General features: G+C 40.1%; 16 protein-coding genes and 2 pseudogenes. 7 read left to right on the forward strand and 11 right to left on the reverse strand.

Going from position 1 to position 24,893, the window contains the following annotated elements; translation table 11 throughout:
- Positions 1–217: 217 nt before the first annotated feature.
- Complete coding sequence (locus V7K56_RS21845; RefSeq protein ID WP_334913512.1) at positions 218–547, forward strand: hypothetical protein; 330 nt, start codon at positions 218–220, stop codon at positions 545–547.
- 322 nt (positions 548–869) lie between these two features.
- Here V7K56_RS21845 and V7K56_RS21850 read toward each other — a convergent pair whose 3' ends face one another.
- The 3 genes from V7K56_RS21850 to V7K56_RS21860 form a co-directional block, all read right to left on the reverse strand.
- Complete coding sequence (locus V7K56_RS21850; protein ID WP_334913514.1) at positions 870–1,526, reverse strand: pentapeptide repeat-containing protein; 657 nt, start codon at positions 1,524–1,526, stop codon at positions 870–872.
- A 275-nt stretch (positions 1,527–1,801) separates the two neighbouring features.
- Positions 1,802–3,580 carry an asparagine synthetase B family protein gene (locus V7K56_RS21855; RefSeq protein WP_334913516.1) on the reverse strand — a complete coding sequence of 593 codons (1,779 nt, stop codon included), beginning with the start codon at positions 3,578–3,580 and terminating at the stop codon, positions 1,802–1,804.
- A 92-nt stretch (positions 3,581–3,672) separates the two neighbouring features.
- Positions 3,673–4,557: a 4-hydroxybenzoate solanesyltransferase gene (locus V7K56_RS21860; RefSeq protein ID WP_334913518.1), complete on the reverse strand. Its 885-nt coding sequence runs from the start codon at positions 4,555–4,557 to the stop codon at positions 3,673–3,675.
- 342 nt (positions 4,558–4,899) lie between these two features.
- Here V7K56_RS21860 and V7K56_RS21865 point away from each other — a divergent pair, with 342 nt between their 5' ends.
- Complete coding sequence (locus tag V7K56_RS21865; protein WP_334913520.1) at positions 4,900–6,549, forward strand: Ppx/GppA phosphatase family protein; 1,650 nt, start codon at positions 4,900–4,902, stop codon at positions 6,547–6,549.
- A 755-nt stretch (positions 6,550–7,304) separates the two neighbouring features.
- Here V7K56_RS21865 and V7K56_RS21870 read toward each other — a convergent pair.
- From V7K56_RS21870 to V7K56_RS21885, 4 genes and pseudogenes are all read right to left on the reverse strand, one after another.
- Positions 7,305–8,318 (reverse strand): alpha/beta hydrolase, encoded by a 1,014-nt coding sequence (locus tag V7K56_RS21870; protein WP_334913522.1) that lies wholly within the window; start codon positions 8,316–8,318, stop codon positions 7,305–7,307.
- A 232-nt stretch (positions 8,319–8,550) separates the two neighbouring features.
- Complete coding sequence (locus V7K56_RS21875) at positions 8,551–8,889, reverse strand: hypothetical protein (protein ID WP_334913524.1); 339 nt, start codon at positions 8,887–8,889, stop codon at positions 8,551–8,553.
- A 306-nt stretch (positions 8,890–9,195) separates the two neighbouring features.
- Positions 9,196–9,411: pseudogene (locus tag V7K56_RS21880) on the reverse strand (dihydroxy-acid dehydratase); the annotation flags it as partial.
- Positions 9,412–9,429: 18 nt separating this feature from the next.
- On the reverse strand, positions 9,430–10,788 hold the full coding sequence (locus tag V7K56_RS21885; protein WP_334913526.1) for an L-lactate MFS transporter: 1,359 nt from the start codon (positions 10,786–10,788) through the stop codon (positions 9,430–9,432).
- Between the two features lie 62 nt (positions 10,789–10,850).
- Here V7K56_RS21885 and V7K56_RS21890 point away from each other — a divergent pair, with 62 nt between their 5' ends.
- The gene (locus V7K56_RS21890) at positions 10,851–11,045 is read left to right on the forward strand and encodes a hypothetical protein (protein ID WP_334913528.1); all 195 of its coding nucleotides are present in this window, start codon (positions 10,851–10,853) and stop codon (positions 11,043–11,045) included.
- Positions 11,046–11,242: 197 nt separating this feature from the next.
- Here the strand turns inward: V7K56_RS21890 and V7K56_RS21895 are convergent, their stop codons facing one another.
- From V7K56_RS21895 to V7K56_RS21905, 3 genes are all read right to left on the reverse strand, one after another.
- Positions 11,243–11,419: a hypothetical protein gene (locus V7K56_RS21895; protein WP_334913530.1), complete on the reverse strand. Its 177-nt coding sequence runs from the start codon at positions 11,417–11,419 to the stop codon at positions 11,243–11,245.
- A gap of 383 nt (positions 11,420–11,802) precedes the next feature.
- The gene (locus V7K56_RS21900; protein WP_334913532.1) at positions 11,803–17,196 is read right to left on the reverse strand and encodes a trifunctional serine/threonine-protein kinase/ATP-binding protein/sensor histidine kinase; all 5,394 of its coding nucleotides are present in this window, start codon (positions 17,194–17,196) and stop codon (positions 11,803–11,805) included.
- A gap of 526 nt (positions 17,197–17,722) precedes the next feature.
- A complete protein-coding gene (locus V7K56_RS21905) occupies positions 17,723–17,998 on the reverse strand; it encodes a hypothetical protein (protein ID WP_334913534.1) in 276 nt (91 codons plus the stop codon).
- Between the two features lie 377 nt (positions 17,999–18,375).
- On the opposite strand from V7K56_RS21905, the pseudogene V7K56_RS21910 reads away from it, so the two are divergent.
- From V7K56_RS21910 to V7K56_RS21920, 3 genes and pseudogenes are all read left to right on the forward strand, one after another.
- Positions 18,376–18,606: pseudogene (locus V7K56_RS21910) on the forward strand (transposase family protein); the annotation flags it as partial.
- A 337-nt stretch (positions 18,607–18,943) separates the two neighbouring features.
- Positions 18,944–20,146: a UDP-galactopyranose mutase gene (gene glf / locus V7K56_RS21915; RefSeq protein WP_334913536.1), complete on the forward strand. Its 1,203-nt coding sequence runs from the start codon at positions 18,944–18,946 to the stop codon at positions 20,144–20,146.
- 141 nt (positions 20,147–20,287) lie between these two features.
- Positions 20,288–21,205 (forward strand): beta-1,6-N-acetylglucosaminyltransferase, encoded by a 918-nt coding sequence (locus V7K56_RS21920; protein ID WP_334913538.1) that lies wholly within the window; start codon positions 20,288–20,290, stop codon positions 21,203–21,205.
- A gap of 179 nt (positions 21,206–21,384) precedes the next feature.
- Here V7K56_RS21920 and ahcY read toward each other — a convergent pair whose 3' ends face one another.
- Entirely contained in the window at positions 21,385–22,662 is a 1,278-nt protein-coding gene (gene ahcY / locus V7K56_RS21925; RefSeq protein WP_334913540.1) for an adenosylhomocysteinase, read from the reverse strand.
- Positions 22,663–23,052: 390 nt separating this feature from the next.
- On the opposite strand from ahcY, the gene V7K56_RS21930 reads away from it, so the two are divergent.
- Complete coding sequence (locus tag V7K56_RS21930; protein ID WP_334913542.1) at positions 23,053–24,699, forward strand: mechanosensitive ion channel family protein; 1,647 nt, start codon at positions 23,053–23,055, stop codon at positions 24,697–24,699.
- The last annotated feature ends 194 nt before the right edge of the window (positions 24,700–24,893 follow it).

Here is a 24,893-nt window from a genome sequence, read left to right on the forward strand (position 1 = left end):
AAAACGTCCGAATGTTCCTATGTTTATTATCTAGTTGTTTGGCACTCGGTGCGGCACAGCCGCACCGTCGCTTGTGACAGTTGCGTAAGTCCTGATAACGTAAACATTCAGAACATTTACGCAGTATAGATTAAGAAATTCTTAAGAACTAATGTACTAGTTAGAATAGCTCCTGTATAATGCATGTTCGTAAAAACTAGCAACGACAAGAGTTGTTATGACCTATTTCACAAATGTAAAGATTTACAACGCGCAAAATATACAGAATCTTGACCGGGAAGAAGTACAATACTTATCCTGTTTTCAAACATTAGCAAATGTCTTTAATCAGCAAGATTATGATATTTTGATTAATAGAGAAGATTTTGACAGAATGCTATTTGTTGATGTGATAAATCGAATCTCTTTCGCAGCAGTAAAAATTTATTTTAAATATGCTTGTGTACCTATTGATGACCCCATAAATGTAAATGTACTTCAGGGTGCAATCAACCACTTTCAGTCAGGATCTAAGGAAAAGTTAATACTTAATCGTCGTATTAATTAAATGATGCGCTTCTGCCTCTGTTCATCAGGGAGGTCACGTCCTAAAGATAAGACATGGTCATAGGTTGGTGCTAAGTGTACCGTTTCTGCTGTAGTAGATACCGTTTTATTGTGGACAAAACTCCAGTTTTCATGATGGCGATCGCTGTTGCCAATCTAAGCATCTAACAGGAGGTAGCCAAACTTCCCCTTAATCGAGAAGTATTGGGTTTCAAGTTTACTTATTCTGACTTTTGAATTGTGAATTATGCTGCATCTCGTTTCCATGCAGAGCATGAAAACGAAATCACAAGATTATCTCACTTTGGCAGAGCTATTTCTAGCTAATAAATAACTATCTGAGGTTGCTCAATTGTACCATCAGGCATGATAGTATCTCGCAACTTCGCATAAATCAAATTTGTCTTCCAAAGGTTTGCCTTATTCAAGTTTGCTTTAGTTAAATTTGCCCATGTCAAGTCTGCACTAGTTAAGTTAGCCTCAGTCAAATTCGCTTCTAGTAATTTTGCTCCACATAGCTTTGCTTGTGTAAGATTTGCAAAACTTAAGTTAGCCTCAATCAGCGATGCTTCAATTAATTTGGCTTCACTTAAGTCTGCTTCTCTCAAATCCACATCACATAAAGAAGTACCCCAAAGGTTACTACTTATGAATTTCACTCGCCATAAGAATGTTCCGCACAAATTTGCTCGTGTTAAATCAGCATTAGTCAAATTGGCTTCACATAAAGACGCTTCATACAAATTAGCTTCACGTAAGCTAGCTTGCATCAAATTTGCGCCACTTAAATTAGCACGAGTCAGAACACAGCCAGACAAATTTGCTTCACGCAAATCTGCTCCAATTAAATTAATACCACTTAAATCAATTCCTTTCAGGTCGATTCCTCTCAAGTCACATCCACTGAAATCCCGACGCTGATAATATTTATTTGTGATTTGACTTAAAATAAATTCCTGTTGTTGAGTATAATTTTTCATGGTATTCACCTCTGGGTGTAATTGATCTCAAAGGTTGAGTGTGGTAGTTGCCGTATATTGAGAGTACACCGCAAACGGAGATTAGCTCAGTAAATAATCAAAAATAAATTAACAAAAAATCGGCAATCACTTGAAAATACGTTTTCTCAGTGGTTTTTAAAACAAAAAATGCTGACATAAGTCAGGAAATATTCATACAACAACAATCATGTTGCTTACTCCAAATTCCAAATTAGCATAAGTAATCTTAATAGCGTATCCTTTTGTTGCTTTCACTACTGCACTTTTTGATTTACTTGTAACCAAATTTCTAAACTAGCAAGTAACCACAGCTTGACTCCATAACGACTCCAAGTATCTCCTTGATAGTTTAACCAATTACGAATTGGTAATTGGTTCAAGTAAGGAGTAATACATGCATTTTGATTGAGCAATAAATCTTTGGCTTCTTGCTGCCAATATTTCCGAAATCCTAACTGCACCGGTACCATCATGCCACTTTTGGGACGATGAATAATTTTGTCTGGTAAAATATCTGCGATCGCCAAAGACGTACCGTAGGTAATTGCTTGCTTTAAAACTGCTTTTTCTTCTACTCCAGAAAGCTTATACTCTGGAGGTATCTCCATGCTTAAGTCTACTATTCGTTGGTCAAACAGAGGAGAACGACCTTGCAAAAGAGCAGCTTGAGTCAAGTTACTGACTTTGGTCAGAATTTGGTCAGCGCCTTTAAATTTGATATTCATTGCCATCAAACGATTCAGATAGCTGGCTTGAGAATATAAATCTTCTGCAAAAACCCAAGGCGCTGTTTGTACTGCTGTCCAAACTTCTGGTTTTAAAAGTTGCGGTAAGTCAACAGCACACTTTTGAAAGGAAGTTAAATAAGCTTGCAATGCATCCTGATTGGTGACGGAGCCATATAAACTATTAATTAGCATCGGCTGATTTTTTGGCCCGCCAAAACAAGGGTCGCCACCTTCACCATTCAAAACTACTTCTACGCTTTCTCTCGCCAGGCGTCCCAGCAACAAGTTAGGAACAGTCAATGGGTCGCCAATCGGGTCATCTAAATAAGCCATTGTTTCCGGCAGGCGTGACCACATATCCTGAAAAGTAATTTCTAAAATGTGGTGCTGTGTCTGACAATGGGATGCAACCAAACTGGAAAATTCTAACTCATTGGGACATTCCGAACCAAAATGAATCGAGAAGGTGTGGACTGGTGCTTTGTGAAATTTTGCTACTAAAGCAGTGATACTGCTAGAGTCCAAACCACCGGAAAGAAAAACGCCAACGGGTTCATTTGCTGGTGGTAAATATTCTTGAACAACTTGGTCTAGGAGTTCTCGCAAGCGATCGCCATGCCATGCTAAGGGTTGATCGATTGCTGTAATCTGTTCTTGAAGCTGCCAATATGCTGTAACTTTGCAATCGGGAAATTCTAAAACGGTTCCAGGTCGCAGTTCCCGCACCTGTTCCCAAAGGGTTCGTTTTCCAGGAACAAAGGCACAACAAAGATAATCTCGCAACGCCACTAAATCTAAATCGGATGAACGATGAGGTGCTAAAGTTCTCAGTTGAGGCGCAATCCAACGAACTGAACCAGTGGTAGTGTAATAGAGAGTACGAACACCGATGCGATCGCGAATCAATCTCAACACCTGTTTGTCTCTATCCCAAACCACTAGCGCAAACATCCCCACAAGTTGGCTAAGACTTTCATTACCCCATCGTTCCCAAAGATTGGCCACCAGTTGCAGAGAATTTGCTTGAAAGCTATCTGGTTCAATTCCCAATTTTTGCAGCAATTGCACTCGGTTAGTTAACCAAACATCACCAACAACAACAAATCGTCCTCTAGAACTGATTGCTAATTTCTCCGTTGGAAATTCCGAAGTTGTGCGTGGTAAAATTACAGAAATTTTTTCATCTCGCCAAGCTATATCTTCATAATTTGAACTAATGTTTCCCCACCCTACGCGCCAGGTTGGGTTAGTTTTAATGAATTCGATTTTAGGGGATTTACGATTTTTAAACGCATCAAATAGCATGGGAAATTTTCAACGCATAATTCAGTAAGAACCCCACCTCTAACGCACTCGCCGCAAGTGAGGAGCTTGCTCTGATGTAACTTTTTTATTTCTTATAATAAAGATCCAGCAATCATCCCAGCAAGTAAAATAAAACCAATCCACACGTTTTGCTGAAATATTTTACCATAAACAGAATTAGGTAAGTATCGCTTTCTTAATCGCAGAGACTGCCAAACCCATGCGATAGTAGCAATTGCAAGGCTAATCCAGAAGGCTAAGTGCAGATGTATAGCTATGCCTAACCAAGACAATAATAAGATTGTGCCAGCAAAGAAAATTCCAATGGCTATAGGGGCATAATTACCAAAAAATAGAGCGCTAGAATTAACACCAATGCGGCGATCATCTTCTTTGTCGCTCATGGCGTAAACTGTATCAAATCCCAATGTCCACAGTACAGTCGCGCCCCAAAGTAACCAAGTTGGTTGAGAAAGATTTTGCGTTACCGCACTCCAACTAATCAATACCCCAAAACCCCAAGCGATGGAAAGCACTAGTTGCGGTACAGGAAACACCCGCTTTGCACCTGGATAAAGCAAAATTACAGGCACTGCTGTCACGCATAACCAGAAACTCAGGGGGTTAAGATAAAAGGCCAAGATTGCTGCACACGCTAAAGATACGATCGCGACTACAATCCCAACTTTCACAGATAAGGCGCGAGAAGCGAGAGGGCGATCGCGTGTTCTCTCCACTTCTGGATCGATATTCCGATCCCACAAATCATTAACAACACACCCAGTCGCACTCGTGGCCAAAGTACCCAATATAATCACACCAACTAGAGGTAAAGGCGGTTTCCCTGAAGCTGCCAAAAATACAGCCCAAAGAGCAGGAATCATTAAAATTAACCGCCCTTCTGGTTTATGCCAGCGCAAAAGCCGGATAATTACAAGCCAAATTGGTTCCTGGGGGCGTTCTGGCGTCGTTAACATAGAAATCAACAAATAACTTTAGATAGATCAATTCACACTTCTTTACATCTATAGAATAACGTTATTTGTTATTTGTAAAAACATAACTGAAAGTGGCAACTTTAAATATTTTTAAATAGTCACTGAGGTTATAAGTAGTAGGGTAAATATACATAGCTCAGTTACCCTCGATTAAACTGAACTGCTCAGGCTGAGTATTTTTTAATTTACTCAATATGGGCTAAACCCTAGCTATCTACTAACAGCACTCAGCCTAAGCAAGTGTGTTGTCATAAATATCAGTGCTAGCTACCCTGACATATCACCGTTTGCCATCATTTCTTAATAAAGAGAGAAAACTAGATGCTGAATTTAGTTTCTAGCTGGGAGAGTATTCCTACTCAACCATCTAAGCAACATCGGATTATTGCTGCCATTGACTTGGGAACAAATTCTCTACACATGGTAGTAGTCAAGATTGACCCCACACTACCAGCTTTCAGCATTATTGCTAAAGAAAAAGAAACCGTGAGACTTGGCGATCGCAATCTTACTACTGGAGAACTCAAACCAGAGATCATTAAAAAGGCGATCGCGGCTTTAGGACGCTTCCAAGAAGTTGCCAAAACTATCAACGCTGAAACAACCATCGCTGTAGCAACTAGTGCTGTGCGAGAAGCCCCCAATGGAAAAGATTTTTTGCACACAATAGAAACGGAGTTGGGTTTAAGCGTTAACTTGATTTCTGGTCAAGAAGAAGCGCGGCGAATCTATCTTGGTGTGCTATCGGGCATGGAATTTAACAACCAGCCTCATACCATTATTGATATTGGCGGTGGTTCCACAGAATTGATTTTAGGCGATAGTCACCAAGCCCGCATTCTTACAAGTACAAAAGTTGGTGCAGTGCGACTCACTAGCGAATTAATCACTACTGACCCCATTAGCAACACTGAGTTCCAGTATTTGCAAGCTTTTGCACGCGGGATGTTAGAACGTTCTGTAGAAGAAATCTTAGCAAACCTAGAGTCAGGGGAATCTCCGCGTTTGGTGGGTACGGCAGGCACAATTGAAACCCTGGCGATGATTCATGCACGGGAAAAGTCGGGTGCTATTCCTTCCACTCTCAATGGCTACCAATTTAGTTTTAAAGATTTGCAAGAGTTGGTAAATCGCTTGCGGAAACTGAGTAATTCCGAAAGGGCTGAGATTCCTGGTATGCCAGAGAAGCGCCCTGAAGTTATCCTCGCTGGCGCAGTTATATTACAGGAAGCAATGACCCTTTTGGGTAGTGAATCGGTAACAGTTTGTGAGCGTTCTTTGAGGGAAGGCGTAATCGTAGACTGGATGTTAAGCCACGGTTTAATTGAAGATAAGCTACGCTACCAAAGTTCAATTCGGGAACGAAATGTTCTCAAACTGGCGGATAAATACCACATCAATTTAGAATATAGCGATCGCGTAGCAAAATTTGGCGAGAGTTTATTCGATCAAACTCAAGGTACGTTACATCACTGGGGAACTGACGAGCGACAAATGCTGTGGGCAGCGGCAATATTACACAATTGCGGTCATTATATCAGCCATTCGTCTCACCACAAGCACTCTTACTATTTAATTCGCAATGGAGAATTACTCGGTTATACAGAAACTGAGATTGAAATTATTGCCAATATAGCGCGTTATCATCGCAAATCGCCGCCCAAGAAAAAACATGAAAGCTACCAAAATTTGCTGACTAAACAACAGCGACAAATTGTTAGTCAATTAAGTGCGATTTTAAGATTAGCAGTGGCATTAGATAGACGACAAATTGGTGCAGTTGCTCAAGTGCAATGTGAGTATTATTCACAGCTTAGGCAGGTTAATCTGCTAATTTTTCCATCTCAATCAGATGATGATTGCGCTTTAGAACTTTGGAGTTTAGATTATAAAAAAGGAGTATTTGAAGAAGAATTTGGAGTGAAATTAGTAGCGAATTTAGAAAACTCTAGTGTTGCTAACTTGTCTTAGAAAGTATGGTGCGTTAACGCAATGTAACGCACCTATACATAGCTTATGCGTTTTGGTGCAATTGTTTGCGCGTAGCTTGCTTCCTTGTAAGGGTAGGCAGACTTGCTACCGCTGCGCTATCCACTAAAAGTACAAAATACCCAATTAAATTTTAACTCTTAACTCTTGAATTCTATTTGAATAAAAGTTTATCTAATAACTAATTGTTTAAGAAGGTATGATTAGCAAAGAGCATTCCATTATACAAAAATTTTAATTCAATATGCTTTGGAAATTGAACTAAAATATATATCTAATTTTGACATCCAACTTAAGGACGAATTTATAACTGTCCCAGGAACCATTTAAAAATAAAAACTAGTAATTATAATAGAGATAACAATCTATTAAATGTAGGTTATGTTGCTAGTGGATATCTAAGCCGGGAAAACTTAGATATCCTTATATAAAGTTTTAATAACTTAATAAGTAATTAAGCAGATATAATGTTAAAGCTGAAAAAACTTGTGCATACTTTTACTAATAGGTATAGCGATGTCTACGACGGGTTATGCCTACGCAGTTGCTGAAGACTTTAAGGTAATACCAATTCAAAATTAAAAATGACGCTCTCTACCAGACGCTAAAAGCGTGGTAAGCTTCAACTTGTAAGCATTCTTTCCGATACTCCTTAAGAAATTTGTTCTTTTTTATAATTTGAAGATAAGTATCATGTTTTACACAAAAAACGATTTTTTGCAAAATCACGATATTTATTAAAAATCTGGATTAATACATTTAAGATGTTCACAGCCAAAACCTTGAGTCATCATTGCAGATAGCTGGGGAAAAACTTGTTCATCAAAGTTGAGTTCTCGCATGATTTGGTCATGAGCTTGCCCCTGCGCTATCCGCTTTGCCATTTGCTCAAACTCTACCCAAGTTAAATCACTCTCAACAAATGCTTTACTAAGGGTAATGACCAGTTCCTCATAATCATTGTCTTCCAATTTTGTCATCATTCGATGTTCAATGTGAAGCGAATCATCGAAACAATAATACCAGGATTTTGGTTGCTGCCTAAGTACTCTTCGGAAAAAATCCTGCTGTTTCGAGCGACTAACAGCACGATCTGCCTCACTACATACCATTAAAATTGGGGCAGAAACAGAGCCTTGAGACTTGTCTAAAACCTGATATCCTAATTCCAGAAATATCCGTAAGGCTTTAAGACAAAAACCTTTATAACCAAAATTGCCGGGTGCATCTTTGTTGAACCATTCAAAGTAAATTGGCAGAATTTTGAGCAGTTGGTCGAATATTAAGTAGCGACTACCTAAAAAAGGCGTAAACAATAAGGTGCGGTGAATCTCTTGAGGATGCTCTAAAGCTAACCAAGCAGCTAAAGTTCCACCTGTTGATAATCCACCAATTACAACTTGTTGCCCTAGCCTTTTTGCAATCTGCAACCATTCGATTACAAATTTTTGATAAATCTTAATATCTGTTGGCAGGGGTGGAGGATTTTGAGACTTCCAATCACCTGAGCGTCCATGACCAGGTTGTAAAGGAATCAGAACGTTATATCCCGTGTTAAAGAAGGCTTTACCAAGCGGCTCGAACTGGTAAGGGCCTGCTGTAAAACCATGCAAGAACAAAAAAACTTTTGACGTAAAGTCAGGATGAATCAAAAATTTAGAACGGCAGGCTTCATTTTTAAGACCTAATGTGGACTCTAATTGGTGAACTTGCTCTAGAATTTCTACTGTATTTTGAATGCCAACTTTCATTTATGTAATTATTATGTTTACATATATATAGTAATACTACTTAAATACTGCTGAAGGTTTTGAAAAAAATCTTTGTCTAGCAAGCTTTTAAGCTGCTTAGTTATTCAAAACTTAAATATGAGTCTTATATATGTTACTTTATTAATTAAGTAATTGCTCCGAATCTAGCAGAAGACATATTGTTGAGTTGCCCTGTCAGAAGTGAGAAACCTTTTTAAAGTCGGATGAGTATTCACTCCAAACTAATTCTCCACAACCCATCTAGCGGATTAGACAGTTGGAATTGACTATCATTGCTACCGAGCCAATTATTGTCATACACCAACCCAACACTGAATATTCTATTTAAAGGATATTGTCCTAATTTTCCAAAACCTTCAATATTCTTTGGGTCAGCGATCGCTTGCTGGTTCAACTGTATAGTTGTTTGGTTGCCGTCGTCAAAGTAAATTGTGGCTCGTTTGTTGTGAAAGCGCACCTGAACTTTGTAGACTCCACCAGTTGCATAGTAATAAGCTCTAGCAGGCAGCTTTTGACCATCAATATTTTGTCCTTTAAGCTCAACTGCCATAGCAGGACTGCATAGCAGCAACAGGACTGGCAAGATTAACCCTAAAACTTTCATTGGTAGTAACAAACACTTTCAATCAACTATTTCCTACTTTAAAACATAAGTAGAGCGACTTAAAAGAAGCAAATTATGTGAAGATAACTAAATACGGGTCGCGATCGCGGTAAAAAACAAGAAGCATACATTTTCGATTTTGACATACAGCGATCGCTAAAAGATGAAATAAATTTCACAGCCAATGCCAGAAAGTCGTCTTTCCGTACTCTTGTAGAGAGATGCGGTATATCGCGTCTCTACTCTTACTCACTACTCATGAAATAAATCCAAGTCTGTGACAGCACCAACACTACTAGAGGAAACTAACTGGGCATATTTTGCTAAAATGCCTTTTGTATAACGGGGTGGACGGGGTTGCCATTTGGCGCGGCGATTAGTTAATTCTGCATCATAAATGTTGATTTGTAACAAGCGAGAATTAGCATCGATAGTGATGCTATCACCTTCTTCGACCAGAGCGATCGCCAGAAAATGTAATACAGGTTATAACTGCTCTTGTCCAATAGTGTATTTTCTGTGAATTTCACTGATGAGTAGATTGGCAATAAAGCCAATAATCAATACTCCTACCATGATATACATAGTCACTGTATAGGCTTGAGCTTTCGGTATCCCATGATTTATCTGAAACTCGCGGATGTAATTTACAAGAACTGGGCCGATAACCCCTGCTACAGACCATGCCGTAAGCAACCGTCCATGAATAGCGCCAACCTGCATTGTTCCAAATAAATCACGCACATAAGCAGGAATGGTGGCAAATCCACCACCATACATGGTCAAAATGATACAAAAACTGATGTAAAACAGTAGAATATTCCCAAGTTCGCCAATTGTCGGAATTGAAGCATACAAAAGTATGCCTAAACCAAAGAAAATCATATAGGTTTGTTTCCTGCCGATGTAGTCTGATAAAGATGACCAGAAAAACCGACCAACTAAATTAAACAAGCTTAACAGCACGACAAATCCAGCACCGACTGAGGAAGAAACCTTAAAGATTTCCTGAATCATGGGCGAAGCTTGGCTTAAAACACCAATTCCGGCGGTGACGTTTGTACACAATACAATCCATAACAACCAGAATTGCGGTGTTTTAATTGCGTTATCGGCAGTAATATTGGACGTTGTTACCAACTTTTGGGGTTGAGTAGGTGGTGTGTAGTGTGGGGGTTGCCAACTAGGGGGTGCAATACGTACAAAAAATACACCACACATCATCAGACAAAAGTAAATTACACCCATAACCACAAATGTTTGCCATACCCCGACAGAGGTCGAAGATTTAAAATGATCCATCAGTGCTACCGCCAGTGGCGAACCAATAATCGCTCCGCCACCAAATCCCATAATTGCCATCCCTGTTGCCATCCCTGGACGGTCGGGAAACCATTTAATCAACGTCGAGACCGGAGAAATATAGCCAATACCTAAGCCAATACCGCCTAATACACCGTAACCAAGATAAACAAGTACAATCTGATGTAGATACACTCCGAAAGCAGAAATAAAGAAGCCGCCGCTAAAGCAGAGTGTTGCAACAAACATTGCTTTGCGGGGACCTTGTTTTTCAACCCATTTCCCAAATAGAGCCGCAGAAATCCCTAGAAAGGCAATCGCACTAGAAAATATCCAGCCGAGAGTCGGCAAGTTCCAATCGGTCGGTGCTGATTGGGTAATGCCGATCAGTTTGGTCATTGGCAGGTTGAACACACTAAATGCATACACTTGTCCGATGCACAAGTGTATTGCTAATGCTGCTAGAGGAATTAGCCAACGATTAAATCTAGGCTGTGCAATGGTTCGTTCTTTGTCTAAAACAGAAGTTACTATATTTTTCAAGTTTTTCTCCTAGATCAAAAATTAGATTGAACTGGGAACCTCTAACTGGGAAATCCGCATTGATGGGTATTCGTCATTATCCGTTACCGTTAGTAATACCCAGTAGGCAGCGACGATACCCCACCACCGCAACGGTACAAAAAAACAGTTTGACAGAAGCACATAGCTTTCTTCATCATCTGCTCCAGGCTGGGGTCTGGGTTAGTGTCATCGTACCAGATAATATGGGATTTCCCGAAGTATCCAGCCGCCATTAAACTAGCAAACAACCATCCCATAACTGATTAAATTTGCTCTTGCTCTACGCTGCAGCTTTGTTGTCCGTAGCATAGAATAGTTGGTGCAGGTTTGGGTTTGAGGAAGTTTAAGAATGTAATGAAGGTGAGAAACGCAACTATTACTAGGGTTCCTATTTGATCAGGTGCATTGCTTCCTTATTTTCTTGGTTGTATTTTTATGAGGGCGATCGCGGAGCTTTTCTATCCGTCAAAAATTCTGTCACAAACACGCCCGCGACGGACGCAACACAGTTATCAGTATTAACTAGTTTCAAAGTGCGATTTAGCGATCGCTGCACCCCTTGTGTGACAACTTTACTTCTGAAATTCTCTGACGTTGTTTTTTCACTCATTGCTCTGGTCTCAATCAAATCTCTGTACGAGTACATTCGTGAGAGGTTAAAGTAGAGTGCATTTTGTCAATCAGCTAAAATACTCAAAGCAATCTGAATAAAAATGATAATCGTGCGGGGGTGGGGAAGTAGGCGAACTACGCTCGCCTACTTCCCCAGATATGATTATCATTATCAAACAATTTTTTAATAGCTAAAATGTCCAATGGAAAAGTATTGTAACGAGAGAATAACTTAACAAAAATTGGGCAACCTTTTTAGGTAAATTCAAGTTCGCAAACGAGGTAATGAAAAGTTTGGTTTACCACCATGCCCAAGCGACCAAAACAAAACTCTGACCATGCACAACGCCATAATACTCCTACTATAGATAATGTGAGTTTTCACCGGATAGGGAGGAGAATTTCAAATTCAGTTCCCTCAGTGGGGTGCGATCGCGCGCTCAAAGTGCCGTCATGTTTTTGGATAATTGAATAGCTGACAAATAACCCCAAACCTTTACCACGACCAACAGGTTTTGTTGTAAAGAAGGGTTCAAAAATCCGGTGTTGAAGACTTACAGGAATCGTACTATCTGTATTAGCGATTGTAATTCGTAACCGTTCAGCGTCGATGACTTGAGTACGAATCCGAATTTCCGGGTTTTCGCTGCTTTGGGGATTATCTCGAATCGCATCAATCGCATTGTTAATGATATTTAGAAAGACTTGATTTAACTGACTAGGATAGCAAGTCACTAGAGGTATATTGCCATACTCCTTGATGACTCTCACTTCGGACTGATTTTCACTCTTCAGCAAGCGATGTTGCAAAATTAACAGTGTACTTTCAATTCCACTGTGTAAATCCACAGCTTTGATTTCAGCTTCATCTAAGCGAGAAAAGTTCCGTAAACTCAAGACAATTTGGCTGATGCGTTCGCTGCCAACTTTCATAGATTCTAAAATTTGACTGGCATCCTCAAACAAAAAATCAAGGTCAATTTCTTCCTTTATAGCTTGAATAGCTACACTAGGTTGAGGATATTCCTGTTGATAAAGTGTCAGCAAACGCATCATGTCTTGGATATAACTTGCTGTATGCAAGAGATTACCTATAATAAAATTAACTGGATTGTTAATTTCGTGAGCAACACCCGCTACCATTTGACCTAGAGATGACATTTTCTCGTTATGAATTAATTGCGCTTGAGTTTGTTGTAATTTGTTCAAGGTTTGCTCTAAATCTTGAGCCTTTTGGTTAAGAGCTTGAGTTTTGCGTTCTACCTCTGCTTTTAAAGTGTGGGAATAGTTTTCGATTTGTTGATACAGACAGGCATTTTCTACAGAGATGGCGGCTTGGCTAGTCAACAATTGCAGAATCTCAATGCGATCGCCAGTAAAAGCGCCCACGGTTAAGTTGTTTTCTAGGTACAAAATACCAATAAGTTTTCCTTGCCGACTAATTGGAGTACACAAAACTGATTTAGGCTGATAGATGATGATGTAGCGATCGCCTGCAAATTGTCCTGAATTACTCAAGTTTGCAAACACAGCCGTCTGTTGATTCCGTGCTACTGCATAAATTAAACTTTGAGGAATTTCCTGGTATTGCTCAAGCGGAATTTCTAAAGTTTCTACCTGTTTGCAATCAGCTTTAGCAACTACTAAAAATTTTTCTGCTTGGAGAAGAACTAAATGACCGATTTGTGCGCCAGCGTTGGCGATCGCAATCTGCATTAAAGTTGCTATCAGTTTGTCTAATTCAATTTCTTGGGAGATGGCTTGTGCGGCTTTCATCACTGCTGGCAAATCTAACCACAAATTTTGGCCGTTACTAGCGATAGTGATGCTCTTGGTCATGGTTTGAGCAATGGTTGCTTCAGATGTGATGGCGAGGTTGGGAGGTTGGAGGATGGCTGCTAGTAGTTGCGGATATTGTTGTTCTAAATGAGTGACTTTCGCGTTTGCACCCCAATGGGTGTAGCAGTAGTATGCTTGTTGCATGTATTCTGCGGCTAACTTCTGTTTGCCCCAGTTGAGATAGAATTTGGCAGCGATTTCGTTACCTATGGCTTGTTCTTGGGTGTAACCGTTTTCCTTGGCAGCCGCTATGGCGCGATCATACAATTGTATCGCCTCATCTTTTTGTTCCGACACCCGACAATACTCTGCTTTGACTAACTCATATTTGTGCCGATAATTTGTGGGTGCGCTGACCGCACAATCCTGTAGAAGAGATAAATTTCTGACAATCTGCTGACGATATTGCTCTTGCTGAACAGAGTTAACATTCGAGTAATTGGCTAAAATAGCCAGTGAAGCATAAAAGAACGTAGTCGGAATAAAATAAGTTCCAAATACACCTGCTTTGTTTTGCAAAGCAATATTGCTATACTCAATTGCTCTGTCATAGTCAGCAAACAAATAACACAATAGTGCTTTGATAAAAAAGTTGACAAAGCCTAAAGTAAGTTGATTATCATTAACAATTTGTGGGAGATGATGCCGTTCGTTATAGCAATTTCCGACTAATTCGGTGGTTTCAGTAGTAGCATCTTTTTGCAGATTCAAAATTCCCTGCTGCCAGGGAGCAAGATATAACAGATGGAATTCCAATTGCAACTTTTGAATCAATTCTAAATACCAACGGCATTTTTCCTCTACAACAGCAAGAGGTTCACCTACTAAAAATAAATATTGGCAGTATTCTGCTGCCCCATAACCTGCATACTCCAGATTGCCAGTTGACAAACCATGTTGTATTCCTGCTAAATGGAACAGTAACGTAGTTCGAGTATGGTCTTTCCAATGACCGATATGAGTTGCAAAAAGAACATTTACACTTGCTTTCAATTCTTTTGCATTGAATTTATCTAGGAGTTTGAGAGCCAACTGGCCAAACTGATAACCAGAGTCGGTATCTCCTAGCGTTTCACACATTAGAGTTCCATACCAAGCATAGCCAAAGGCAGAAGCAGGACAATTTCCAAAGTCGAGCGAAAGATTCACTAAGGTAAAAATCGTCTGCTGGAATATTTCTGGGTTGAGAGTCCACGCTGGTGTAATTACATCGATGAGGATATCAGCAGCGGCTAATTTGTGAGGATCTTTCATCTCTGGCAGATGAATCAATTCTTCAATCTCCTCAACCTGCCTTGGGAGGTTCTGCTCTAAGGTCACACCCAACAATTGCAGTACAGATAGACCGATATCTAAACAATCTTGCTGTTGATTTTGAACGATTCGCGCCTGGATTTTAACTTTATAAACCTTGATTTGATCGAGTAATTCTTTTGTTTGGTTCAGCACTGCTGTAATCAGTGCGTCCATTTGTTGATAGTTACCATTGAGTAGGGCAACTTCTGCTCCCGCAGTGTAAAGCTGCAATGCCAAATCATATTGAGTTTGCCAACAATCAGGATCGAGTAGATCTATGCCAATAGTAAAATATCTGAGTGCAGCCTCGTAAGCTGCCGAGGTTTTTGCTTTTTGTCCTGCGATTAAATTCAGACTGGCCAATTGTTGCCGATCTAAGGGGGCAACAATTAAATCAATTGCCTGATTCCAATGGTTGACAATCTCAAAAATATTATTGCTATCTAGTTCAGCCTGCTTTGTTTGCAACAGCAATCGACCGATCGCCAGATGAGTTGCCTGTTGCCGATCGCTGGCAATTAAACTATAGGCAGCTTGTTGGACGCGATCGTGAAGAAATTTGTATGTCAGGACTGTCTTTTTAACGTCGAGTGCTAAGTTGTTATCCTGAGATGGCTGTCCTAGATAAAATTTGTAAATCTCACTTTGAGGTAAAACAAACCCTTCCTGCAACCCTTTCCAAAGAGCATCTGCCACATCAGATTCTGAACGCTCTGAAACGATCGCCAAAGTACTCAAATCAAATTGGTTGCCAATACAAGCCGCCAATTTCAAAATTGCCTGCGTCTGTGTTGGCAGTTTCTGCAACTGCAATGCCATAAACTTCACCACATCATCGGTCAAGGCTAACTGTCGCACCGCCGTCATGTCACATTGCCAAGAACCCAGTTCTGACTGGAACTGAATCCAACCATCCTCGTATAATGCTTTGAGAAACTGCGTTGTAAAAAAGGGATTTCCTTTGGTTTTCTGATACACCAACCGTGTCAGGGGTTGTGCTAATTCAGGAGAACAACTCAAAGTGTCTGCTACTAACTGATTTACTGTCATTTCCCCCAAAGGTAACAGGGTAATGGTATTGACGAGCACTCCTACTTTCTGAATTTGTTCCAGTGTCAGCATCAAGGGATGAGCCGGAAACACCTCATTGTCTCGATAGGCTCCCAGAATTAGTAAATATCCACAACCAGCTTCACTCATCAATAATTGCAGCAAGTTCAGGGAAGCTGAATCTGCCCACTGCAAATCATCTAGGAACATCACCAAGGGATGCTCTTTTGTGGTGAAGACTTGGATAAATTTTTGAAACAGTAAGTTGAAGCGATTCTGGGCTGCACTACCGGAGAGTTCCGGCACTGGCGGTTGTTTGCCAACGATCCTTTCTAGTTCCGGAATCACCTCCACAATCACCTGCCCGTTTTCGCCTACAGCAGCGAGAATTTTGGTTTGCCATGCTGCCAGTTGGGTATAGCTCTCACTCAGCAGTTGTGCTACTAAGTCACGAAAGGCTTGCACAAAGGCAGATAGGGGAATGTTGCGATTAAACTGGTCGAATTTGCCTTTGATGAAGTAGCCTTGCTGACGGGTAATTGGCTTGTGGACTTCATTGACTACTGCTGTTTTCCCAACCCCGGAAAATCCTGCTACTAGCATCATTTCTGAACTGCCATTGGCGACGCGCTCAAAAGCTTGAAGCAAGGTTGTGACTTCTATTTCTCGCCCATAAAGTTTTTCAGGAATTAGAAAGCGATCGCACACATCCCGCTGGCCAATTTCAAAACTCTTAATCCTACCTGTTTGTTTTAGTTGATATAAACAATTCTCTAAGTCATATCTCAATCCCAATGCGCTTTGATATCTATCTTCGGCATTTTTGTGCATCAATTTCATCACAATATCTGAAAGCACCTGTGGAATTTCTTTTCTCTTCTCTATTAATGCCATAGGCATTTTAGCAATATGACAATGCACCAATTCCATCGGTTCATCAAATATAAATGGTAATTCTCCCGTCAATAATTCATAAAATGTCACACCTAAAGAATAAAAATCGCTGCGGTAGTCTATCCCTCTGTTCATTCTTCCTGTTTGTTCGGGGGAAATATAAGCGAGGGTTCCTTCTAAAATATTAGGGCTTTTAATTTCTTGGGTTTCTTTAGGCAGTAATGAAGCAATACTAAAATCAATCAATTTAACTTGTTTAGTTTGGGGATGAATCAGGATGTTTGTGGGTTTGATGTCTTTGTGGATAACGCGGTTTTGCTGTAAATTATGGAGAATATTGGTTAATTGGATAGCAATCTTAAAAAAATCGCTAAATGAGAGGGTAGTAGTTTTAATGTATTCTCGTAAAGAAATTTCCCCTGCATCTTCCATCACTAAAATATAACCATTACCATAAGCTTCTAATGATAAAGGACGAATGATACCAGGAATGTTGAGATTTTTGCTAATGGTATATTGGTTACGAAATTGCAGTAATTCGTTGAAACTGGGATATTCAGATGTCAGAAGTTTAATGACGACTGCAAGTGTTTCTTGCTCTTGAATAGCTCGATATACTCTAGTTCTGGAGCCTGCATACAATTGAGAGCTAATTTGATATCCGGGGATAATAGGAGTAGAGCTTGCAGCTGTCATTTATACTTACCTGATTGTGGGAGTTTGTTTTTGTCTCATGAAGTTAGTATTCCCAAGGAGTATCCATTTGTGACAAATTTAGACAAAATTCGTTTTGTCAATAGTAGTTACGCTAGAAATTTAAACTATAGATGGGTATAAATTTTTATATTATACGGACTTTATCGGGTAAGAATGAGTGATGCTTTTTAAGATGGCGCGTAGGCGTAGCCCGCCGCAGGCATCACTAGCCCAAAAATTGTGTTTTTCTACCCTATTTTTGGCAAGATTTTAAGCATTATTACTCATTGACAAATCGTTAATAACCTTAACCTGTCACGAATGGTACGAGTATGATATGTAGCCTTTTTTGAGATGTACAATATATATATATTTAAAATTGAGACTTATAAAGTGTCAAAAAGAGAGGACTACGATACCTGCGCTACTTTATTGCTGTAGCTGAGGAATTACATTTCAGCAGGACTTACACAAACGTATAATTTTATTCAGCAATAACTTGAATGGCTCTCTGCGTTAATATTACTCATCCGCAGAAATTATCAACCCTCAACTCGCGCCACACATCAGACGGTTGCCAGCCAGAGTTTCCCACGGAGCGCAAAGGGCGATAATCTTCCCAGATGTAGTCCGATTCGGATGCTTCGATGTACACAGGTGGATTTGGTTCAACCACCGATTCAGGAATATCTTGACTCTCAAGCATCTCAAAGGGTTCAGTCGATGGTGGAGTTACTTCTGTTTTCTTGCGAATTGGGTTAGAGGTTTTTTTGATAAGTCGTTGCATATTCATAATCATCATTTGGCTTTTCACAAGGTAGGATATCCCAGAATACAGTAAGTTATCAGAAAATCCGAAATATTTTGTCGAAAAATTTCATCAAAAATTTTACACTAAAAGGTAATCGTTCACAGAATCTGACTAGAAAGTGCTGTTAGCGGTAGCGGGGCGTTTAGCCCGTGCTGTTAGCGGTAGCGCCCTTTTGGTTCTACCGCTCCCTTTATGTAAAAAAATAAATAAGACGAATAAAACGAGAGAAATATATAAGAAATAAACATCTGAAAGTATTGCTATGTAACCTTTTTTAGCATTGATAATTAAGTGCGATCGCTAACTAGTATCTAATAATAGCATAAATTAAATTCGAGGGTGCTCATAATGACATTAGCCATTAAAAAATTCTGAATATACCAGGAGTAAAGGTATTAAATCGTCAGGAATTTGAAGGTATAGGAATAATTATAAAAATCGAGGCAGAAACGAATTCTTGTAGTTGTCCTAAGTGTGGGACTAGAAGTTAAAGCATACACCAAAACCACTGGCGCATAGTTCAAGATTTACCGTGGAACGGCAAAATAGTATTACTCCGAATAAATCGCCGTCAGTTTCGATGTAAAAAGTGTCATAAAGCCGAAGCGTGAGAATTTAAATTTTGCAAAATTTAAATTGGTATTGCCCCCAATTGTGTAAAAAAGCACTAATTTCATAAGAGCACGAAATGAGAAATTTGTACAGTGCCTAAATCCTATTTATAACAAAGAGGTAGGAGGATAAGAGTAAAAATGATTATTTATGAGATTATTATACGTTGTTAAAATATTTAGTATTGATAAAAGTATCATACTTAAGAAAAAAACATGACGTATTTAATACTCATTCAGATAGATATTCAGGCAAAAATAAATTTTTTATTATTATTCTACAAAGTATTAATTGTACCAATTAACAACAAAAATACGTCAAGCTATGATAAAACTGATTGACTCTACCATTGCAGCCCGTGATAGTGAAGACAAAGTTAACTCAAAAAGTGCAGATGATAAACAAGCACCAAATATCATTACCAGAGAATTTGTCTTCGATTACTTAATTGTCGGCGCTGGTTTCTCTGGCAGCGTTATTGCGGAACGTTTGGCAACTCAGTCTGGTAAAAAAGTGCTGGTTGTAGACAAGCGCAACCATATCGGTGGCAACGCTTACGATCATTATGATCAGCATGGCATCCTTGTACACAAATATGGCCCCCACATCTTTCACACCAACTCCCGTGAAGTCTTTGAATATCTCTCACGCTTTACTCAATGGCGGTCTTACGAACATCGCGTCCTTGCAAGTGTAGACGGGCAACTTGTTCCTATTCCTATCAACCTCGACACCATCAACAAACTGTATGGTATGAATCTCAATTCATTTGAGGTAGAGGAGTTTTACAAATCGCTTGCTGAACCAATAGAACGCATTAGCACTAGTGAGGATGTGGTAGTAAGTAAAGTTGGTCGAGTACTGTATGAAAAGTTTTTCCAGGGTTATACCAAAAAGCAATGGGGACTCGACCCGTCGGAACTTGATAAATCAGTAATTGCCAGAATTCCTACACGTACTAATCGTGACGATCGCTATTTTACTGATACCTACCAAGCGATGCCCCTACACGGCTTTACCCGGATGTTTGAGAATATGCTTAATCACCCGAACATCAAGGTAATGCTCAACACAGATTATCAGGAAATTGAAAAAGCAATACCTTGCCGCGAGATGGTTTACACGGGGCCTGTTGACGAATTTTTTGATTATCGCCACGGCAAACTACCATATCGCTCGCTTGATTTCAAGCATGAGACGCACAACATCACTGTGTTTCAACCAGCGCCAGTAATTAACTATCCCAATCAACACCTTTATACTCGTGTTACAGAGTTTAAATATTTAACTGGTCAAGAACACTCTAAAACTAGTATTGTTTACGAGTTTCCGGAAGCTGAGGGAGACCCTTATTATCCTGTACCGCGTTCTGAGAATCAGGAAATTTATAAGAAATATAAGGCGCTGGCAGATGAAACTCCAGGGATCTATTTTGTTGGACGATTAGCAACCTACAAGTACTATAACATGGATCAATGTGTCGCTCAGGCTCTGTCTGTGTATAAACAAATCGCAGTCAAGGCTTAAATGATTTGTAATCTGAGGGGGAATCGTAGCTTTTGCGTCCCGTGAGGCGATCGCATTCCTGCCTCTGGTGCAAAGTGCGATGTCTACGACGGGCTACGCACTACGACAAAATTTAGAAAAGTAATACTTCTTGATTAAAAAATGTCCAATTATCCGAGTAATGCCATAGGTTTTATCTTACTAACTCATAATAAGCCTTTACAAACTTACAGGCTAATTAATAAGTTAAATAGTATGTTTAATTATCCTCTAATTGTGTGCCATCATGATTTTTCAAAATCTGATTTATCTGTAAACAGTTTGTCAAAAAATGTTTTATTAGTACGCCCTCACATAGAAACGAAGTGGGCAGATTTTTCTGTTGAAGAGGCTACAGTTAAGGCAATCAAAGTAATGTACGAAAATCCAGAAGCCCCGGATTGGTTTGTATATCTTAGTGGAGCAGACTATCCTATTAAAACTGCAAGACAAATATTAGATGAGCTAACCTCTAATTCGTATGATGCTTATGTTGAGCATGAGCAAATCACATACGAAAAGTATAAATCTGATGCAATACCACCAGATATGTCATGGCTAAAAAATTCCTATCAACGATACTGTACAAAGTCGTTTTCTTTTCATTCCTTAATAAAATACTTTGCTCAAATGAATATAGAAATACGTTTAGAACATCCTTTATTAACGAAACTTTTTCTTCCTTTTTCAAAAAAATTTGCTTGTTTCAGTGGAAGTCAATGGTTTAGTGCCAACCGCAAAGCAGCTGAGCACATTATCGATTTCCACGGACAGAGAAATGCCGTAACCTTACATTACAGTCAGGCCAGGTATACAGAAGAGGCGTATATTCAAACTATACTTGGTAATTCACCTCATCTTAAACTAAAAAATGACTGTCGGCGATATGTCGATTGGTCAACTGGAGGCCCTCATCCAAAAATATTACTTACGGAAGACCTGCCAAATCTACTTGCATCATCTGCTCATTTTGCTCGGAAGTTTGACATTGATATAGATAGCAATATTCTCGATGAACTTGATAGAATTACATCTGAATAGGCATCAATATTAATGCAGTTAGCAATTGCCTCAGAAAAGGCGATGGCAGAGCAAGCAAAGCAATTAATTCAGCGTAGTTTATAACCGAGCGATATAAGAACTCATCGAATATTTTAAACAGACACAAAAAAGGATAAGCTCAAAAGCCTATCCCTTCAAAAAATCAACTAATCAGTGTATCAAGTTCCACTTGTCCAAGAATTGATGTACTCAATTTGCTCAGGAGTTAGGCTATCAATCGTGATACCAATAGCCTGCAACTTCAACCGAGCAATTTCTTGATCAACTTCAACCGGAATTGAATGCAAACCAGGTTGCAACTTACCCTTATTTCTCACCAGGAATTCACAAGCCAAAGCTTGGTTCGCAAAACTCATATCCATAACTGCACTGGGGTGTCCTTCAGCCGCAGCTAGGTTAATCAAGCGTCCTTGTCCGAGAACAACAATTGATTTACCACTTTTCAACTTATACTCTTCAGTGAAAGGACGAACTTCTTTGATTTCCTTAGCTTGTGCAGCCAAGTATTTCAAATCAAGTTCCAAGTCGAAGTGACCAGAGTTACAAACGATCGCACCATCTTTCATGACATCGAAGTGTTCACCACGAACGACGTGCTTGTTACCAGTCACAGTGACAAAAATATCACCTTGGGGTGCAGCTTCAGCCATTGGCAGGACGCGGAAGCCATCCATTATGGCTTCAATTGCCTTGATCGGGTCGACTTCGGTGACGATGACGTTAGCACCCATTCCACGGGCGCGGAGGGCTGTACCTTTACCACACCAGCCATAACCGACGACAACAACGTTCTTCCCAGCCAACAAAATATTGGTGGCGCGGATAATACCATCTAGGGTTGATTGCCCAGTACCATAGCGATTATCAAAGAAGTGCTTGGTGTCAGCATCATTGACGTTGACTGCGGGGAAGGTGAGAACGCCTTCTCTAAACATGGCGCGTAAACGCACAATGCCGGTGGTGGTTTCTTCGGTGGTACCAATCAAATCAGCAATTTGGTGTTGGCGTTCTTGTACCAAAGTTGCAACTACATCGCTACCGTCATCAATAATGACATTGGGGCGATGATCTAAAGCTATTTGGACGTGGCGGTTATAAGTTGCGTTATCTTCGCCTTTTTGAGCAAAAACGGGAATTTCATGATCAGCGACGAGGCTAGCGGCTACATCATCTTGGGTTGATAGGGGATTGCTAGCAATTAAAAGCGCGTCTGCACCACCGGCTTTCAGAGCGATCGCCAAATGTGCTGTTTCTGTTGTAATGTGGGCACAAGCTACAAGGCGTAAACCAGCGAAGGGCTTTTCGTTAGCAAAGCGATCGCGAATTTGCCGCAAAACTGGCATTTCGCGTCCAGCCCATTCAATGCGCTGTCTTCCCAAGGCAGCTAGGCCGAGGTCTTTAACCTCGTGCTTTAATCGGGGAGAAGTTGCGGTCATCAAAAGTTACCTCAAAAAATTAAAAAAGCTACGTAAAGTTTCGCACTTTACTAGGTTATTCTACTACTGGCGATTTTTGCTTGTATGAAAGCAAATCACTAGCCAATAATCCTCAGGACTAGCTTGACGTTTGATCGGCAGAATGTCAACTTCCTCTCCAACTTCTTCCTTTTTGTTTTATCTTTGGTAAGAGTAAGATTCTTCTCAGCTTGGAATGCTAATTTTCAGTAAATTGTCACCTATCTAAAGATAGAAGACAAATAAAAAATATCAAATTTTCATCGTCTAAAGGCAAAACCTCAACTTTAGATAGGTACATCTACCAAAAGTTATTGCGGAGGATAGTTATAGAAGTAATCACCAGTAGATTTGATTCAAGGAGGTGTTTGAGTGCGCTTTCAATTTTTGGCGATCGCCAGTTCAATCGCCATAGGCGTTGTATCTGTGCCAAAAGCCACAGCCCAAATTCCTTTTTTACCGCAACTGCAAACTCCCAGCAGTGTGAGTAATGATTCGGATAACAGAGTTGTTTCGGGCTGGATTTATTTAGATGGTCGTCGGTTATTTCAAATAGCGGCAACAAAAACTAATTTTCCTGAGCGTTCAGAAGATATTCAAAAGAAATTGCGGAAAATTGGTCAAAATTACTTTCAATCACCAGCAGAAACACCAGTCAAGGTAGAAGTTCGCCAAGCCAATGGATTACCAGTAATTTATGTCAACGGTCAATATCTAATGACCGTTACTTCTGAGGATGCGGGACTGCGACAGGTAGATGTATCGACATCAGCAAATCAAGTCAAAGAATCGTTAGAAGAAGACTTGCAACAAGCAAAGCAAGAAAGACAAACTCCATCTCTAATCGACCAAGGTAAAATTGCTGCTGGTACCGGAGTGGCAATGGTAATTATCAGTTTGGGGCTATATGGCTGGCAGCGGCGTACCCAAAAAGATTTAAAAAACTCCATTACCTCCCAAACCGAAAAGGAACTCTTCAACTACCCAAAACCAGCAGATCAAGCAATTACAACACAACTCAATCAACGACAACAGCAACATCTCCAAGAAGCCAAGAGACAATTATTTCAGCTCGGTCAAGCTGGAATTTGGGGAGGTGGAAGCTTCTTTATTTTGGGTCTATTTCCCTATACACGAGGTTTTCAAGTAGCAATTCTCACAGCCGCCCAATTTCCTTTGCGATTAAGTGTTGTATGTATAGCAGCCTATGTAGCAATTCGTTTAACCTACGCCCTAATTGACCGCTTCGCCTCTACTCTGATTAGCAGTAGTGCCTTCCTCACCCCAGAAAGTTCTGCACGGCTGCAACTGCGAGTTTCCACATTTTCTGGCGTGACTAAAGGTATCACTACTGCTATCTGGTTAGGAGTAGCCTTCCTGCTAGCGCTGGTATCCTTGGGGATAGATATCGTTCCCTTGCTAGCTGGTGCCAGTTTAGTTGGTGTTGCATTGTCTTTGGCGTCGCAAAACTTAATTAAAGATGCGATTAACGGTTTTTTGATCATTTTAGAAGACCAGTATGCTTTAGGCGATGTGATTACTGTGGGAGATGTGGGAGGCTTAGTAGAAAATCTGAATCTGCGAATGACCCAAGTGCGGGATTCCGAAGGGCGCTTGATCACGATTCCCAATGGTGAAATTAAAGTTGTTGCTAATCTTTCTAGTCGTTGGTCACGAGCCGATTTAACAATTCCCATCGCCTACCAAGCCGATACAGAAGAGGCTTTGAAGTTGATTGCAACTATTGCCGATCAGATGAATCAAGAAATGCAATGGCAGAGTCAAATTTTGGAACCGCCGCAAGTTTTGGGAATAGATCAATTTGGCGATCGCGGTTTGATTATTCGTGTCTGGATTAAAACACAGCCCCTCAAACAATGGGATGTCGCACGAGAACTTCGCCGCCGCTTGAAAGTTGCCTTAGACGAAGCTGGAATTTCCATCTCTGTACCTCAACAAGCAATTTGGGTCAATGACGAGCAGTCGTTAAATTTTACAAGTAATGGCAAAGATAATTAGAAATTAAGATTCATTACCGCATTTTTGAGTTGATTAGAACAAATTCTGCCCTCTCTGATTGCAGGAGAGCAAAGAAATGAAGGGGACAAGGGAGAGGTTTTTTCCTTGTCCCTTCCCAATTGCTAATCCCTAATCTTTGATGATCGCCAACATGAAACCTTAATAAATCCTTATATTAATAAAAAGCTACTACG

It is taken from the genome of Nostoc sp. (genome assembly GCF_036917535.1).
Taxonomy (GTDB): Bacteria; Cyanobacteriota; Cyanobacteriia; order Cyanobacteriales; family Nostocaceae; genus Nostoc.

Bases quoted from the DNA above. Each gene is read 5' to 3' on its own strand.
- V7K56_RS21845 (WP_334913512.1), top strand. From the start codon at position 218: ATGACCTATTTCACAAATGTAAAGATTTACAACGCGCAAAATATACAG.
- V7K56_RS21850 (WP_334913514.1), bottom strand. From the start codon at position 1,526: ATGAAAAATTATACTCAACAACAGGAATTTATTTTAAGTCAAATCACA.
- V7K56_RS21855 (WP_334913516.1), bottom strand. From the start codon at position 3,580: ATGCTATTTGATGCGTTTAAAAATCGTAAATCCCCTAAAATCGAATTC.
- V7K56_RS21860 (WP_334913518.1), bottom strand. From the start codon at position 4,557: ATGTTAACGACGCCAGAACGCCCCCAGGAACCAATTTGGCTTGTAATT.
- V7K56_RS21865 (WP_334913520.1), top strand. From the start codon at position 4,900: ATGCTGAATTTAGTTTCTAGCTGGGAGAGTATTCCTACTCAACCATCT.
- V7K56_RS21870 (WP_334913522.1), bottom strand. From the start codon at position 8,318: ATGAAAGTTGGCATTCAAAATACAGTAGAAATTCTAGAGCAAGTTCAC.
- V7K56_RS21875 (WP_334913524.1), bottom strand. From the start codon at position 8,889: ATGGCAGTTGAGCTTAAAGGACAAAATATTGATGGTCAAAAGCTGCCT.
- V7K56_RS21890 (WP_334913528.1), top strand. From the start codon at position 10,851: ATGGGTATTCGTCATTATCCGTTACCGTTAGTAATACCCAGTAGGCAG.
- V7K56_RS21895 (WP_334913530.1), bottom strand. From the start codon at position 11,419: ATGAGTGAAAAAACAACGTCAGAGAATTTCAGAAGTAAAGTTGTCACA.
- V7K56_RS21900 (WP_334913532.1), bottom strand. From the start codon at position 17,196: ATGACAGCTGCAAGCTCTACTCCTATTATCCCCGGATATCAAATTAGC.
- V7K56_RS21905 (WP_334913534.1), bottom strand. From the start codon at position 17,998: ATGATGATTATGAATATGCAACGACTTATCAAAAAAACCTCTAACCCA.
- glf (WP_334913536.1), top strand. From the start codon at position 18,944: ATGATAAAACTGATTGACTCTACCATTGCAGCCCGTGATAGTGAAGAC.
- V7K56_RS21920 (WP_334913538.1), top strand. From the start codon at position 20,288: ATGTCCAATTATCCGAGTAATGCCATAGGTTTTATCTTACTAACTCAT.
- ahcY (WP_334913540.1), bottom strand. From the start codon at position 22,662: ATGACCGCAACTTCTCCCCGATTAAAGCACGAGGTTAAAGACCTCGGC.